At 64.4% G+C, this 13,607-nt stretch carries 17 protein-coding genes, 1 tRNA gene and 1 pseudogene; 14 read left to right on the top strand and 5 right to left on the bottom strand.

What is annotated here, in order from left to right; genetic code table 11:
• Positions 1–18: 18 nt before the first annotated feature.
• A complete protein-coding gene (locus tag Mspo_RS08690) occupies positions 19–945 on the bottom strand; it encodes an alpha/beta fold hydrolase (protein WP_159728821.1) in 927 nt (308 codons plus the stop codon).
• A gap of 376 nt (positions 946–1,321) precedes the next feature.
• Between Mspo_RS08690 and Mspo_RS08685 the strand changes: the two genes are divergently transcribed.
• The 3 genes from Mspo_RS08685 to Mspo_RS08675 are packed head-to-tail and all read left to right on the top strand — an operon-like array spanning position 1,322 to position 4,639.
• A complete protein-coding gene (locus tag Mspo_RS08685) occupies positions 1,322–2,599 on the top strand; it encodes a class I SAM-dependent methyltransferase (RefSeq protein ID WP_159728819.1) in 1,278 nt (425 codons plus the stop codon).
• 28 nt (positions 2,600–2,627) lie between these two features.
• Positions 2,628–3,788 carry an acyl-CoA desaturase gene (locus Mspo_RS08680; RefSeq protein ID WP_159728817.1) on the top strand — a complete coding sequence of 387 codons (1,161 nt, stop codon included), beginning with the start codon at positions 2,628–2,630 and terminating at the stop codon, positions 3,786–3,788.
• Positions 3,785–4,639 carry an alpha/beta fold hydrolase gene (locus Mspo_RS08675; protein ID WP_159728815.1) on the top strand — a complete coding sequence of 285 codons (855 nt, stop codon included), beginning with the start codon at positions 3,785–3,787 and terminating at the stop codon, positions 4,637–4,639. The genes Mspo_RS08680 and Mspo_RS08675 overlap by 4 nt, the downstream gene beginning before the upstream one ends.
• Positions 4,640–4,666: 27 nt before the next feature.
• Here the strand turns inward: Mspo_RS08675 and Mspo_RS08670 are convergent, their stop codons facing one another.
• From Mspo_RS08670 to Mspo_RS08660, 3 genes are all read right to left on the bottom strand, one after another.
• Complete coding sequence (locus Mspo_RS08670) at positions 4,667–4,954, bottom strand: hypothetical protein (protein WP_159728813.1); 288 nt, start codon at positions 4,952–4,954, stop codon at positions 4,667–4,669.
• A 130-nt stretch (positions 4,955–5,084) separates the two neighbouring features.
• Positions 5,085–5,161, bottom strand: a tRNA-Asp gene (locus Mspo_RS08665).
• On the bottom strand, positions 5,152–5,382 hold the full coding sequence (locus Mspo_RS08660; protein ID WP_159728811.1) for a hypothetical protein: 231 nt from the start codon (positions 5,380–5,382) through the stop codon (positions 5,152–5,154). Before Mspo_RS08660 ends, Mspo_RS08665 begins: the two co-directional genes overlap by 10 nt.
• A 157-nt stretch (positions 5,383–5,539) precedes the next feature.
• Between Mspo_RS08660 and cydP the strand changes: the two genes are divergently transcribed.
• The 10 genes from cydP to Mspo_RS08610 all read left to right on the top strand — a co-directional run bounded on the left by cydP (position 5,540) and on the right by Mspo_RS08610 (position 12,767).
• Positions 5,540–5,710 (top strand): cytochrome oxidase putative small subunit CydP, encoded by a 171-nt coding sequence (gene cydP / locus Mspo_RS08655; protein WP_159728809.1) that lies wholly within the window; start codon positions 5,540–5,542, stop codon positions 5,708–5,710.
• A gap of 22 nt (positions 5,711–5,732) precedes the next feature.
• A complete protein-coding gene (locus Mspo_RS08650; protein WP_159728808.1) occupies positions 5,733–7,295 on the top strand; it encodes a cytochrome ubiquinol oxidase subunit I in 1,563 nt (520 codons plus the stop codon).
• 233 nt (positions 7,296–7,528) lie between these two features.
• Positions 7,529–8,668 carry a cytochrome d ubiquinol oxidase subunit II gene (gene cydB / locus Mspo_RS08645; RefSeq protein WP_159728806.1) on the top strand — a complete coding sequence of 380 codons (1,140 nt, stop codon included), beginning with the start codon at positions 7,529–7,531 and terminating at the stop codon, positions 8,666–8,668.
• A 33-nt stretch (positions 8,669–8,701) separates the two neighbouring features.
• Positions 8,702–8,803: a cytochrome bd-I oxidase subunit CydX gene (gene cydX, locus Mspo_RS08640; RefSeq protein WP_024878255.1), complete on the top strand. Its 102-nt coding sequence runs from the start codon at positions 8,702–8,704 to the stop codon at positions 8,801–8,803.
• A gap of 199 nt (positions 8,804–9,002) precedes the next feature.
• Positions 9,003–9,371: a 30S ribosomal protein S13 gene (gene rpsM / locus Mspo_RS08635; protein ID WP_018267193.1), complete on the top strand. Its 369-nt coding sequence runs from the start codon at positions 9,003–9,005 to the stop codon at positions 9,369–9,371.
• Between the two features lie 126 nt (positions 9,372–9,497).
• Positions 9,498–9,887: a 30S ribosomal protein S11 gene (rpsK, locus tag Mspo_RS08630; RefSeq protein WP_018267194.1), complete on the top strand. Its 390-nt coding sequence runs from the start codon at positions 9,498–9,500 to the stop codon at positions 9,885–9,887.
• Positions 9,888–9,975: 88 nt separating this feature from the next.
• Positions 9,976–10,995 (top strand): DNA-directed RNA polymerase subunit alpha, encoded by a 1,020-nt coding sequence (locus tag Mspo_RS08625; protein ID WP_159728804.1) that lies wholly within the window; start codon positions 9,976–9,978, stop codon positions 10,993–10,995.
• A 121-nt stretch (positions 10,996–11,116) separates the two neighbouring features.
• Positions 11,117–11,533 (top strand): 50S ribosomal protein L17, encoded by a 417-nt coding sequence (gene rplQ / locus Mspo_RS08620; protein ID WP_159728802.1) that lies wholly within the window; start codon positions 11,117–11,119, stop codon positions 11,531–11,533.
• A 4-nt stretch (positions 11,534–11,537) separates the two neighbouring features.
• Positions 11,538–11,957 carry a DUF4260 domain-containing protein gene (locus Mspo_RS08615; protein ID WP_159728800.1) on the top strand — a complete coding sequence of 140 codons (420 nt, stop codon included), beginning with the start codon at positions 11,538–11,540 and terminating at the stop codon, positions 11,955–11,957.
• Positions 11,958–12,095: 138 nt separating this feature from the next.
• Complete coding sequence (locus Mspo_RS08610) at positions 12,096–12,767, top strand: hypothetical protein (RefSeq protein WP_159728798.1); 672 nt, start codon at positions 12,096–12,098, stop codon at positions 12,765–12,767.
• A 6-nt stretch (positions 12,768–12,773) separates the two neighbouring features.
• Here the strand turns inward: Mspo_RS08610 and Mspo_RS08605 are convergent.
• A pseudogene (locus Mspo_RS08605) lies at positions 12,774–13,124 on the bottom strand (ATP-binding cassette domain-containing protein); the annotation flags it as partial.
• A gap of 91 nt (positions 13,125–13,215) precedes the next feature.
• Between Mspo_RS08605 and Mspo_RS08600 the strand changes: the two are divergent.
• Complete coding sequence (locus Mspo_RS08600; protein ID WP_201281662.1) at positions 13,216–13,479, top strand: hypothetical protein; 264 nt, start codon at positions 13,216–13,218, stop codon at positions 13,477–13,479.
• Positions 13,480–13,607: the final 128 nt, after the last annotated feature.

Genomic DNA, 13,607 nt, shown 5'->3' with positions numbered 1-13,607 from the left:
TCCAGCGGCGCGCGGCGCTCACGCGGCGTCGAGCGCGGCGCGCAGCATCGGCAGATAGCGCTGTGGATTTTCCAGCATGGGAAAGTGCCCGCAATTCTCGAAGACGACGAACTCCGCCTCCGGCAGAAACGCCTTCAACGAATCACCGATCGTCGCCACGAGATGATGCGTCGGATCGCTGTCGCCCCAGACGATGGTCACTTTGCGCGGCTGCGCGGCATAGGGCTTTTCCGGCGTCGCCATCAACGCCTGATAGGCGTTGCAGAGACAAAAGCAACCGCCGCGATCGAGGCCGGCGATCGCTTCTTCCGCGAGCTTCGGCGCGATCGCCGAATGCGCCGGCGGCATGGCGACCTTGTACCAATGGCGCGTCACCACATGATCGAGCGCGCGCATGAAGATCTGCCCGACATAGGGCCGGCGGATCAAATTCATGCGATCCGTGCCCGCCGCCCATTTCTGCGCCTGCGAGATCGAGACGGTCTGTTGCAGCATGAGATGGCGCACGCGGTCCGGCCGCGCGGCGGAAAAAGCGACGCCCGCGAAACCGCCGAGACAGGCCATGTCCAGCACCGCGTCTCTTATGCCGAGCCGGGCGAAGACTTCGTCGAAGACATCGCAATAGCTCTCGACGTCGAAGCGAAAGCCCGATTTCACGAAGGATTGGCCAAAGCCCGGCGTCTCCACGCAGACGACGCGGGCGTGGTTGGACATTTCGTCGATGATCGGCAGATATTGCTCGATCACATTGGGCGGATCGGGCACGATCACCAGCGTCTTGTCGCTCGCGCCGCTCTTCTTCGGCGCGACGAGCGTGCGCAAAGTCGCGCCGCGCGTCTCGATGAACTCGCCCTTTGCGCCGTTCAGCGTCGGGCCCGCCTCGCCGCGAGCGGCGCGCGCGCGCCGATCCGCCCACAACCAGCGCGACATTTCGATTGCGTCCATTTGTCCATCTCCGCCGAATAAGCTCTCGCCCGGCTTCCATAGAGCGGAGCGCCGATGCGCCCTGTGCGACGGCGCACATAATTTCATTCCGCTCGTCTCTAACACCATCGCCCAGGCTCGAGCCGATCGTCGCCCCGCAAGAAGCGGCGAGAAGGAACCGAGCGCAAGCTGAGCAGCTTGTCAACATGCGGAAATAATGTGACAACTTTTGTCACAATGTTGTCTTGCGGCGTCTCGGCGCGGCATGGCGAGCAGCATGAAAAACAAGGCGCGGCGCAAATAGCGCGGGGCGCGCGAAAGATTTCGCGCGTGTTACCGGGCGCAAGAAAGCGCGGAATTCTTTTCTGAATCGCGCGACATGGATTTGGAGAGACGAATGACGGATACGAGATATATGCCGGAACACGCCGCGCGCGGCTTCGACGCGAGAACGCCGCGCGGACAATCATCCTTCCCGCAGATCTTCGGGGCGCGTCGGCCGGAAGACGCATTCTTCGAAATGCTGTCGCGCCATCTCCATCGCGGAACGCTGATCGTTCGCCACAATGGCGTCGATCATCGCTTCGGCGCCGGCGACGAGGCGCCTGTCGTGCTGCGCGTCCTTCGCGAGGATTTCTTCAGCCGCGTGCTCGCCTATGGCAATCTCGGCATGGGCGAAGCCTTCATGGCGCAGGATTTCGAGGTCGAGGACGGCCGCCTCGTCGATTGCCTCATCATGCTGTGCCGCGCCGGCCTGCATAAGAAGCTGCGCTCGGATTGGAGCTTTCTCCTGCGCTACGCCGGTCTTCTCGCCGGCAATCGGCTGATGAGCCCGGCGACCAATGTCCGCCGCCATTACGATATCGGCGAAGACGTGTTCGACGCTTTTCTGCTCGACCGCTATCAAGTCTACTCTTGCGGCTATGCGCATTCGCAGGACGACGACGCCAATCTCTTGCAGCAGCGCAAGCTCGATCGCATTTGCCAGAAGCTCGAGATCGAGCCGGGCCAATCGCTGCTCGACATAGGTTGCGGCAAGGGCGGCATGCTGATCCATGCGGCGCTGAATTTCGGCGCGCGCGGCGTCGGCGTGACGAATAGCGTCGCGCATCATGCGCGCGCGGAAGAGAACGCCGACAAATATGGCGTCTCCGATCGCGTGCGCTTCGTGCTCGGCGATTATCGCGAGATCGAAGGCGCTTTCGACCGCATCGTCAGCGTCGGAATGCTGGAGCATGTGCGCGCTGGCGATTATCCCGCTTATTTCGGCGCCATCGAGCGCCTGCTCGCGCCGACGGGCCGCGGCCTCGTGCATGTCATCGGTTGCAACACCGCGATCAATCGCCACGATCCCTTCATCCAGAAATATATCTTCCCCGGCTCCGACACGCCGAAACTCTCGGCGATGACGACGCAGCTCGAGAACAATCGCCTCGCCATTCTCGACGTCGAGAATATGGCGCGCCATTACGCCGTCACCTTGCGCCGCTGGCTGGAAGCCTTCCGCGCCAATTGCGACGCGCTCGACCCCGAGCGCTACGACACGGTCTTCAAGCGCATGTGGGAATATTACCTCAGCTGCGGAATCGCATCCGCCGCCGCGGGCGACCAGGCGCTCTACCAGCTCCTCTTCACCAAGGATTATCACGCGCCGTACCGCCTGCAGCGCGTTTGAGACGAATATTCGTATTTCGGGGGTGCATATGTCCAAGGAAGCCAATCAGGATTTCGCGCGTCTGCGGCAGCAGGTCCATCGCGCAGGGTTCGGCCGCAAGCTGACCGCCATCGGCATGGCCGAATGCCTTCTGTTCGTGGCGTTGACCATCGCAGGCGTCTCTCTCGTCATCGTCTCGGACATGCTCGTCGTCAAAGCGATCGGCATGATTCTCGTGGCCTATGGCTGCATGGGCATGTCGACGAACGGCCATACGGCCTCGCATCATGCGATCAGCGACAGGCCCTGGGTCAATGAATTCATCATGTATTTCGACTTCGCCTTCTTCCTCGGCGTGTCGGGAAACTATTGGCGTCATAAGCATGTCGTCGTTCATCATCCCAATCCGAACGTCATCGGCGTGGACGACGACGCCGATCTCATGCCGGTGTTCACGCTCAACGATCGCGATCTGAAGAACGCCAGCGGGCTCGCCAGATGGTGGTTCGAGCATCAGGGCTATTTCTTCCCCATCGTGCTGCTCGGCAATTCCTTCGGCGTCGCTTTCAAGGGCTGGCGATTCCTCATTCGCGAGCTGAAGGACGATCAGCGCCGCAATTGGACGAGCTGGGTCGACCTCGCCTGCGTGAGCGCGCATTGGGTCGTGTGGACGATCATTCCGATCTATTTCTTCGGCCTCGCCAATGTCGCTCTGTTCTTCGTCGTGCAGATGTTCATGATGTCCTATGTCATGTTCGCGCTCTTTGCTCCGGCGCATTATCCGGAGGAGGCGATCCAGGTGACGAAGGATGCGACGCGCGACAATTATCTGATGCTGCAGACGGCGACGGCGGTGAATTTCGAGACGGGTCCGATCGGCCGGCTGCTCTGCGGCGGCGTCGATTTCCAGATCGAGCATCACCTCTTTCCCTGGATCAGCCCGCGTCACTATCCCGCGCTCGCGCCCATGCTGCGCCAGTTCTGCGAGGAGCACGGCTATCCCTATCGCTCGCAGGGCTGGGGAATCGCGACCTGGAAATCCGTCGTGACGCTGTTCGAGCCGAAGAAGATCGAGGAGCAGTTCCCCGCGGTTGAAAATCTGCCGCTCGCCGCTCATTATCAGCAGCAGAGCAGACTTCGCCGCGAAGCCGAGGCGCCGCTCGCCAATGGCGCGGCCGCGAGACTGGCCGAGGAAAGCGTGACCGCATGACCAACGCCGGCGACGGCAAGGGCGTTTCGGTGACGATCGCCGCGAGAGACGGAGCCTCTCTCGCGGCGACGCTGTTTTCAGCGCCGCAGAGCGAAGGGCCCGTCGTCGTCGTCGCCGGCGCCATAGCGGTGAAGCAGAAATTCTATGAGCGCTTGGCGCGTTTTCTCGCCGCGCGCGGATGCAGCGTTCTCACCTTCGATTATCGCGGCGTCGGCGCCTCGCGCCAATTCGGAACGCCGGGCGGCGGTCTGCGCGCCTGGGGCGAGCAGGACTTGGCCGGCGTTCTGGATCATGCGGCGACGCTCGCGCCCGATGGGCGATTGCGCGTCGTCGCCCATAGCGTCGGCGGGCAGATGGTCGGGCTCGCGGACAATAATCATCTCATCGGCGCCATGTGGGCGGTCAGCACGCAGATCGGCGATTGGCGCCTGTGGCCGGCGCCGCGCAAATACGCCCTCTTTCTGTTCTGGAACGCCTTATTGCCGCTTCCCACCGCTCTGCTCGGCTATTTTCCGGCGGCGCGCCTTCGCCTCGGCGAGGACCTGCCCAAGGACGCGGCGCTCGAATGGGCGCGCTGGTGCCGCAGCCCCGCCTATTTCGTCGACGCGGCGGGACGACCGTTCTCGGGATGTTTCGACGGCTTCACGGGAACGATTCGCGCCTTGGCGATCGAGGACGATTGGATGGCGCCGAAACCGGCGGTCGACGCGCTGCTGCAACGCTTCCGGCGCGCGAGAATCGAGCCCATGGCGATTCGCGCCGAGGGAGGGCCGGTCGGCCATTTCGGCTTTTTCCGCGACCCCGGCCGCCCCTATTGGGAGGATTGCGCGCTCTGGTTGATGGAGAACTGAGGAGGCGGCGTCTATGTCCCGCCGTCGTCACTTCACGAATTTGACGGCGGCGAGAATCACGCCGCCGAGCGCGACGACGGCCGCGAAAAGCCAACGGGCGATGTCCGCTCGAAGATTTGCCGCCGTGGTCTCGATTTTGGCCTCGAGCCGCAGCTCGGACTCGCGCACGTCGGCCTTCGTCGCCACAGAATCGCGCAACGCCGCGTCCAGCGCATCCGCCTGAGCGCGCGCCTGCCTGTCGTCGAACCCGGCCTCTTTCAGCCGATCGATATAGGCGAGACGATCGAAGGTGATGGCGGGCGAGGTCATGCTCATAGAATAGGCGCAGGCAAGGCCGGAATCAATCGACGAGCGTCTTCCTCGACCGAACGCCCGGGCCCCTCGCCATTCCCACCGAGCCCACGTGGAAAAAGCGGCATAAGCAGTGCGAGCTGCTGATTTAAACTGGCGAGAGAGACGGGGCTCGAACCCGCGACCTCCGGCGTGACAGGCCGGCGCTCTAACCAACTGAGCTACTCCCCCGCGAGCGCGGCGCAACGCATTGCGCTAGCGAGAGGCGCCGAATAAGGCACGCGCCGGCCAAAGTCAAGAAACTTGGCCGAGAGAAACTTGGCCGAGAGAAACTCGGCCGCCCCGAAATGCGCGCCGCGCCGCGGCGGCGACAAAATCGCGAAGCCGAAGCTCGGATCTTCGAACCGCGGCCTGCGGCGACCGCCGTGGTCTTTAAGGACTTTCGCGGTCATGAAGACGAAGCCGTTCGGGGCTAGTGTCCCCTAGAGCGTTTCCAGCCGACTGCGGTTCGGCGTCGGAAACGCGTCAAAACAAAAGCCGAGAGTCTTTCCGTGTTTCAATGAAACATCGAAAGACTGTCGGCCCGACGCTTCGGGCGGGGAGAAACTCATGTCGGCCAATCCGGCGCCGCATCGGCTCGGGCGAGAGATCGCCACAGCGCTCGCTCTCAAGACCTTGGCCCTCGCCCTGCTCTATTTCCTGTGTTTCGACGCCGCCGAGCGGCCGCAGATCTCGCCCGCCGCCGTGGCGGAGAAGCTCTTTGCCCGGGACCGGGGCTGATCCTATTTTTCAGGAGCGCATGATGTTCGATCTCGACGTGGTGACGCTTTCGAGGCTGCAATTCGCGCTGACCGCCCTCTATCACTTCCTCTTCGTGCCGCTGACGCTCGGCCTGTCGCTGATCCTCGCCATAATGGAGAGCGTCTATGTGATGACCGGCCGGACGATCTGGCGCGACGCGGTCAAATTCTGGGGCGCGCTGTTCGGCATCAATTTCGCGATGGGCGTCGCGACCGGCATCACCCTGGAGTTCCAGTTCGGGACCAACTGGTCCTATTACTCCCATTACGTCGGCGATATTTTCGGCGCGCCGCTGGCGATCGAAGGGCTGATGGCCTTCTTCCTCGAGGCCTCCTTCGTCGGGCTCTTCTTCTTCGGCTGGAACCGGCTGAGCAAGGTGGCGCATTTGACCGTCACCTGGCTGGTCGCGCTCGGCGCCAATTTCTCGGCGCTCTGGATCCTCATCGCCAATAGCTGGATGCTCAATCCGGTCGGCGCGCAATTCAATCCGCAGACGCTGCGCATGGAGCTCAGCTCCTTCATGGAGGTGTTCTTCAACCCCGTCGCGCAGTCGAAATTCGTGCATACGGTCAGCGCCGGCTATGTGACCGGCGCGATGTTCGTGCTCTCCATCTCGGCCTATTATCTGCTCTTTCAGCGCCAGCATCGCGAGATCGCGCGGCGCTCGGCCAATGTGGCGGCGAGCTTCGGCCTCGCCTCGGCGCTCTCTGTCGTCGTTCTCGGCGACGAGAGCGGCTATACGGCGAGCTTCAACCAGAAAATGAAGATCGCCGCCATCGAGGCCATGTGGGAGACGGAGCCGCCGCCGGCCTCCTTCACCATATTCGGAATTCCCGATGTGAAGGAGCAGACGACGCATTTGAAAGTGGAGGTTCCTTACGTCCTCGGCCTCATCGCGACGCGCTCGTTCGACACGCCGGTCGAGGGCATCAAATCCCTCGTCGAAAAGTCGAAGACGCGCATCCGCAGCGGCTTGCCCGCCTATGAGTGGCTCGCCGCGCGCCCGGATGGACCCGACGCGCCGATTCCGCCCGAGCTCGCGCCGGCCTTCCGCGACCTCGGCCATTCGCTGCTGCTGAAGCAGATCCGCCCCGACATAGAGAACGCCACTCAGGAGCAGATTCACGAGGCGGCTCTCTCCACCATCCCCAATGTGCCGGTGCTGTTCTGGGCCTTCCGCATCATGGTGGCGCTCGGCTTTTATTTCATCTTCCTGTTCGGCGCCGCCTTCTACGTCGCCAGCCGCCGGCGCCTCAGAGAAAATCCCTGGCTGCTGAAGCTCGCCTTCTACAGCCTGCCGCTGCCCTGGATCGCGGCCGAGCTCGGCTGGATCGTCGCCGAATATGGCCGCCAGCCCTGGATCATCGACAGCGTGCTGCCGACCTTCCTCGGCGCCTCCAATGTGCCGGTCTATAATGTGCTGCTCAGCCTCGGCGGCTTCGTGCTGTTCTACAGCGCGCTCGCCATCGTCGACGTCTGGCTGATCGTGAAATATGTCCGGCTCGGCCCGCAGATCGAATCCTTCCCGCGCGAGACGCCGGAGCGGCCCCTCCAAATCGCGTGACGCGCTTTCACCCTCCCCCTCTGGCGGCCTGCGTCAATGAAAGTGAAGGTGCTCGAGCCCCCTCCCCAACCCTCCCCCGCTGCGCGGGCGAGGGAGCAGACTCGGCGCTTCATCGAAGCTTCGCGAAACGTCGACGCCCCCCTCTCCCGCGCAGCGGGTGAGGGAGGGGGCCTTCGGGTCTTCGGCTCGAATGATCGTCTCGACATGAAAATCCTCATCGAGGAGATTTCGACATGATCGATTATGGAATTCTGCGGCTCGTCTGGTGGGCCTTGCTCGGAACGCTGCTCATCGGATTTGCGATATTGGACGGCTTCGACCTCGGCGCGGCCGTGCTCCATCCCTTCGTCGCGCGCTCGGACGCCGAGCGGCGGCAGACGCTCAACGCCATCGGCCCGGTGTGGGAAGGCAATCAGGTCTGGCTGATCCTCGGCGGCGGCGCGATCTTCGCGGCCTTTCCGGCGCTCTACGCCGTCTCCTTCTCCGGCTTCTATCTGGCGATGTTCCTGGTGCTGCTCGGCCTCATTCTGCGGCCGGTCGCGATCACCTATCGCAGCAAGCTCGAGGCGCTCGGCTGGCGGCGGGCCTGGGATTGGATCTTTTTCGTCTCCGGCTTCGTCCCGGCGCTTCTGTTCGGCGTCGCCTTCGGCAATGTCCTGCTCGGCGCGCCGTTCCGCTTCGACGATCAGCTGAACGTCGTCTATGAGGGCAATCTCTTCGGCCTGCTCAGCCCCTTCGCTCTGCTCGCGGGCCTCGTCAGCCTCTCCATGATCACGCTGCAGGGAGCCACCTGGCTCGCGACCAAGACGGAAGGTCCGGTCGCCTTTCGCGCCAAGCTCGCCGGCTGGCTCGCGGCGATCGTGCTGCTGGCGGCCTTCACTTACGCCGGCTATTGGGGATCCGAGACGATCGACGGCTATGTGCTGACGAGCGCGGTCGATCCCTCCGGCCCGTCCAATCCGCTCGCCAAGACCGTCGCGCGCGAGGCCGGCGCCTGGAAAGCCGCCTATGAGGCGCGGCCGTGGACGCTGGCCGCCCCCGCCGCCGCCTATTTCGGCGCGCTGGTCGCCATGCTCGCCCTCGCTTTTTCGGCCCCGCTCGTCGCCTTCATCGGCTCGAGCCTCGCCGTGGGCGGCGTCGTCGCCACGGCGGGATTCACCCTGTTTCCATTCCTGCTGCCGTCCTCGGCCGACCCCAATCACAGCCTCACCCTGTGGGACGCCTCCTCGAGCCAGCGCACATTGACGCTGATGCTCGCCGCGGTCATCGTCTTCCTGCCGATCGTGCTCGCCTATACGGCCTGGATCTACAATACGCTGCGCGGGCCCGTGACGGAGGCGCGCGTCGCCGACAAGGACGATTATCCCTACTGAACGAAACTCCCCCATCGAGAGAAGGAGATCGCCATGTGGTATTTTTCCTGGATCCTCGGCCTCGGCCTCGCCTGCGCCTTCGGCGTGATCAATGCGATGTGGCTGGAGCTCGAGGAATATAGCGAGGAAAAATGATCGACCGCGGGCGCGGGCGCCTTGACGGGCGGGCGGCTTTCGCCTAGGAACCCCAACTTCACCACTTCGGCGGCGCGCTCCGTTTCCAGCGGGAACGGAGCCTTCGTCGTATAAGCGACCCGCAGGGGCCGGCCTCCACCGGACGCGGGTCTAAACAGCGGCGAACGCGAGAGTTCGCCCCCGATGGAGAGACGAGAAAATGGCCCGTATCGCCGGCGTCAACATACCGACCAACAAGCGCGTCGTCATCGCTCTGCAGTATATCCACGGAATCGGGCCGAAAAAGGCGCAGGAGATCATCGAGAAGGTGAACATCCCGGCCGAGCGCCGCGTCGCGCAGCTCACCGACGCCGAAGTGCTGCAGATCCGCGAGACGATCGACCGCGACTATCTGGTCGAGGGCGACCTGCGCCGCGAGGTGGCGATCAACATCAAGCGTTTGATGGACCTCGGCTGCTATCGCGGCCTGCGCCATCGCCGCCAGCTTCCGGTCCGCGGCCAGCGCACCCACACCAACGCCCGCACCCGCAAAGGCAAGGCGAAGCCGATCGCCGGCAAGAAGAAGTAAGTTTCGGCTTACGTGTCGCGAAGCCCTTCGCGACGATCACCTGGGCGCGGAGCGCAACACGCTCGCGCCATCATCGAGCCCTAGCGCCCGGCATTACGGGCGCGTCCGAAGGACGAGAAAGAGACCATGGCCAAAGAGACCACCCGCGTTCGCCGCAGGGAGCGCAAGAACATCGTTTCCGGCGTCGCGCATGTGAATTCGACCTTCAACAACACGATGATCACCATCACCGACGCGCAGGGCAACACCGTGTCCTGGTCGTCGGCCGGCACGATGGGCTTCAAGGGCTCGCGCAAATCGACGCCCTACGCCGCGCAGATGGCCGCCGAGGACGCGGCGCGCAAGGCCGGCGAGCATGGCGTGCGCACCCTCGAGGTGGAGGTCTCCGGTCCGGGCTCCGGCCGTGAATCGGCGCTGCGCGCGCTGCAGGCCGCGGGCTTCACCGTGACCTCGATCCGCGACGTGACGCCCATTCCGCACAATGGCTGCCGCCCGCGCAAGCGCCGCCGCGTCTGACGAGACCTATTTTCATCGGGACGAATTGCGACGGGGTCTCGCGCCGGCCGCGCGGGACCCGGCCGAGAGCTGAAGGAAAGGCGCCACAGTGAGCATCCAGAAGAACTGGCAGGAACTCATCAAGCCCAGCAAGCTCGAGGTGACGGCGGGTTACGATCCGCGCCGCATCGCGGTGGCCGTCGCTTCGCCGCTCGAGCGCGGCTTCGGCTTGACGCTCGGCAATGCGCTGCGTCGCATCCTGCTCTCCTCCCTGCAGGGCGCGGCGATCACCTCGATTCATATCGACGGCGTGCTGCACGAGTTCTCGTCGATCCCCGGCGTGCGTGAGGACGTGACCGACATCGTCCTCAACATCAAGGATATCGCCATCAAATACAGCGGCGAGGGCCTGAAGCGCCTGACGCTGAAGAAGCAGGGCCCCGGCCCCGTCACCGCGGGCGACATCCAGGCCACCGGCGATCTGCAGATCCTCAACCCCGATCTCGTCATCTGCACGCTGGACGAGGGCGCCGAATTCCGCGTGGAATTCACGATTGCGACCGGCAAGGGCTATGTCCCGGCCGACCGCAACCGCGCCGAGGACGCGCCGATCGGCCTCATCCCGATCGACAGCCTCTATTCGCCGGTCAAGAAGGTGAGCTATCGCGTCGAGAACACCCGCGAGGGCCAGGAACTCGACAAGGACAAGCTGACGCTGACGATCGAGACCAATGGCGCCGTCTCGCCGGAGGACGCGCTCGCCTATGCGGCGCGCATTCTGCAGGACCAGCTCTCGGTCTTCGTGAATTTCGAGGAGCCGCGCCGCGAGGAGGCTGCTCCGTCCATTCCGCAGCTCGCCTTCAACCCGGCGCTGCTCAAGAAGGTGGACGAGCTCGAGCTCTCGGTGCGCTCGGCCAACTGCCTGAAGAACGACAATATCGTCTATATCGGCGACCTCATCCAGAAGTCGGAGGCGGAAATGCTCCGCACCCCGAACTTCGGCCGCAAATCCTTGAACGAGATCAAGGAAGTGCTGGCGCAAATGGGCCTGCACCTCGGCATGGAAGTGCCCGGCTGGCCGCCGGAGAACATCGACGATCTCGCCAAGAGATTCGAAGAGCATTATTGAGTGAGATAGGGAGTGGTGAGTAGTGAGCAGGGCGTTCTACTCACTGCTCGCCATCTCACCGCTCACTAAGACAACGGCCGTTCCTTGGCACGGCGGCCGCTAGAAGAAACGGAGACGCCAAATGTATCACGGTCGCGCGAAGCGCAGATTCAACCGCACGCATGAGCATCGTCAGGCGATGTTCGTCAATCTGGCCCAGGCGCTCATCAAGCATGAGCAGATCGTCACCACTCTGCCCAAGGCCAAGGATTTGCGTCCCGTCGTCGAGAAGCTGGTGACGCTCGGCAAGCGCGGCGATCTTCACGCGCGCCGCCAGGCCATCGCCCGCCTGCGCGACGTCGATCTCGTCAAGAAGCTCTTCGACGTGCTGGGCCCGCGCTATAAGGAGCGCAACGGCGGCTACACCCGCGTGCTGAAGGCGGGCTTCCGCTATGGCGACAACGCCCCGCTCGCCGTCATCGAATTCGTCGACCGCGACGTGGACGCCAAGGGCCAGGATTCCGGCCCCGTCCAGACGGCCGCGGAAGAGGCGGCGTAAGCCGATGCTCTCCGGCCTGACGAGCGGAAGCGTGCTCGGCTGGCCGAAAATTCTATTGCGGCTGGAAGGGGCGGCGCTGATGGCGGCCGCCCTTTTCGCTTATTTCGGCCTCGGCGCGGATTGGCGGCTACTGGCCTGGCTGTTCCTCTTCCCCGATCTGTCGATGGTCTTCTATCTCGCCGGCCCGCGCATCGGCGCGATCGCCTACAACACCGCCCATACGACGATCATCCCCTTCGCCGTGCTCGGCGCCGGGGTCTATCTCGGCCAGAACCTGATGGTCTCGATCGCGCTCATCCATCTTTCGCATATCGGCTTCGACCGTATGCTCGGCTTCGGCCTCAAATATGGAGCCGCCTTCGGCGACACCCATCTCGGTCGCGTCGGCCGCAAAGTGGACGCGGAGCAAAACACGGATGTCTGAATTTCCCCGTCATCGCGAGCGAAGCGAAGCGATCCAGGGCCATAGGGCGAAATTCCTCGAAGATTCGCGGCGCGGCGCTGGATCGCTTCGTCGCGGCGCTCCTCGTAATGACGGCCCGGGCAATGACGGCCGCGGCGAATGATCGGGCCCTGGGAAGAGCTCTCCCGCGCCCGCACCGCCGCGGGCGACGAGCTGCTGCTGCGCCATCGCGGCGGAATTTTCGAGATTCGCTGCAACGGCTCTGATCTCATGTCCAACCGCGCCCATCGCTCGGAGGAAGAGCTGGCGCGGCTCGCCCTCGCGGAGGTGAGCGCCGCGACGCCGCGCATATTGATCGGCGGGCTCGGCATGGGCTTCACGCTGCGCGCCGCGCTCGACGCCGCGCCGAAGGACGCGCGCGTCGCCGTGGCGGAGCTGCTCCCGGAAATCATCGCCTGGAACCGCGGTCCTCTGGCGCCGCTCGCCGGACGCCCGCTCGAGGACGCCCGCGTCGAGCTGCGGGAGGAGGATGTCGCCACCGTGATGGAGGCCGGCGAGGGGGCCTATGAGGCGATCCTCCTCGACATAGACAATGGGCCGGAGGCGGTGCTCTGCGACGTGAACTCCGCGCTGTTCTCGGCGCGCGGCCTGCGCAAGATGCGGCGCGCGCTCGCCCCGGCGGGCGTCCTCGCCGTCTGGTCCGCCGATCCCTCGCCGCGCTTCGAGGAGCGCCTCGAGGAGACGCGCTTTTCCTTCCGCGCGATGGAGGTCGCCGCGCGCGGCGCCGAAGGCGATCCGGCCCATGTCGTCTATATCGCGCGCCCGGCCTGACGGCCGTCACGCCGCTCCGACGCCGTCGATCGCCTCGCTCTCCTCGGCGCGCCGCTGGGCGGCCCACATTCGCGCATAGGCGCCGCCCGACCCGATGAGACGCGCGTGGTCGCCGCGCTCGACGATCGCGCCATCCTCCAGCACGATGATCTCATCGGCGTCGACGACGGTCGAGAGCCGATGCGCGATGACGAGGCGCGTCACGCCTTTCGCGGCGATCGCCAGCCGATCCTGGATGAGGCGCTCGGTCCGCGTGTCGAGCGAGGAGATGGCCTCGTCGAAAACGAGAAGGCGCGGGCGCCGCAGCAGCGCCCTGGCGATTGCGACGCGCTGCTTTTCGTCGCCCGAGAGGCGCAGGCAAATCCATGCCCTGGTCCGCGCGCGGCTCGACCTGCTCAACGCGACCTTCCCAGACGCCGCGCTGCGACGAGCGCCGGCCTACGCCTCCGTGCGCGGAATTCTGCGGCAGCTCGATCCGGACGAACTCGAGAAGGCGTTCCGTCGTCATGCGGAAAGTCTCGACAGGTCCTGCGCGGCCGCGCCGTCCCGCTTCATCGCCATCGACGGAAAGACGCTGCGGCAGAGCTTCGACGCTTTCGCCGATCGCAAAGCGGCGCATGTGCTCAGCGCCTTCGCCGTCGATCATCAGATCATTCTCGCGCATGATGTGATCGACGAGAAATCGAACGAGATCCCCGCCGACCGGGAATGATCTGATCGTGCAAGTCAAAGGCAATCAGCCGGGCCTGCTACAACGCTGCGGGAACATCGTCGCGACGGCTATTCCGATCGCGCTTCACGACAGCCGCCGCGTTCTATGCGTCATCCGTCATGTCGCCC

Source organism: Methylosinus sp. Ce-a6 (assembly GCF_009811655.1).
Classification (GTDB): Bacteria; Pseudomonadota; Alphaproteobacteria; order Rhizobiales; family Beijerinckiaceae; genus Methylosinus.
The sequence above is the reverse complement of the archived record's forward strand: the minus strand, read 5'-3'. Positions and strand labels throughout refer to the sequence as shown.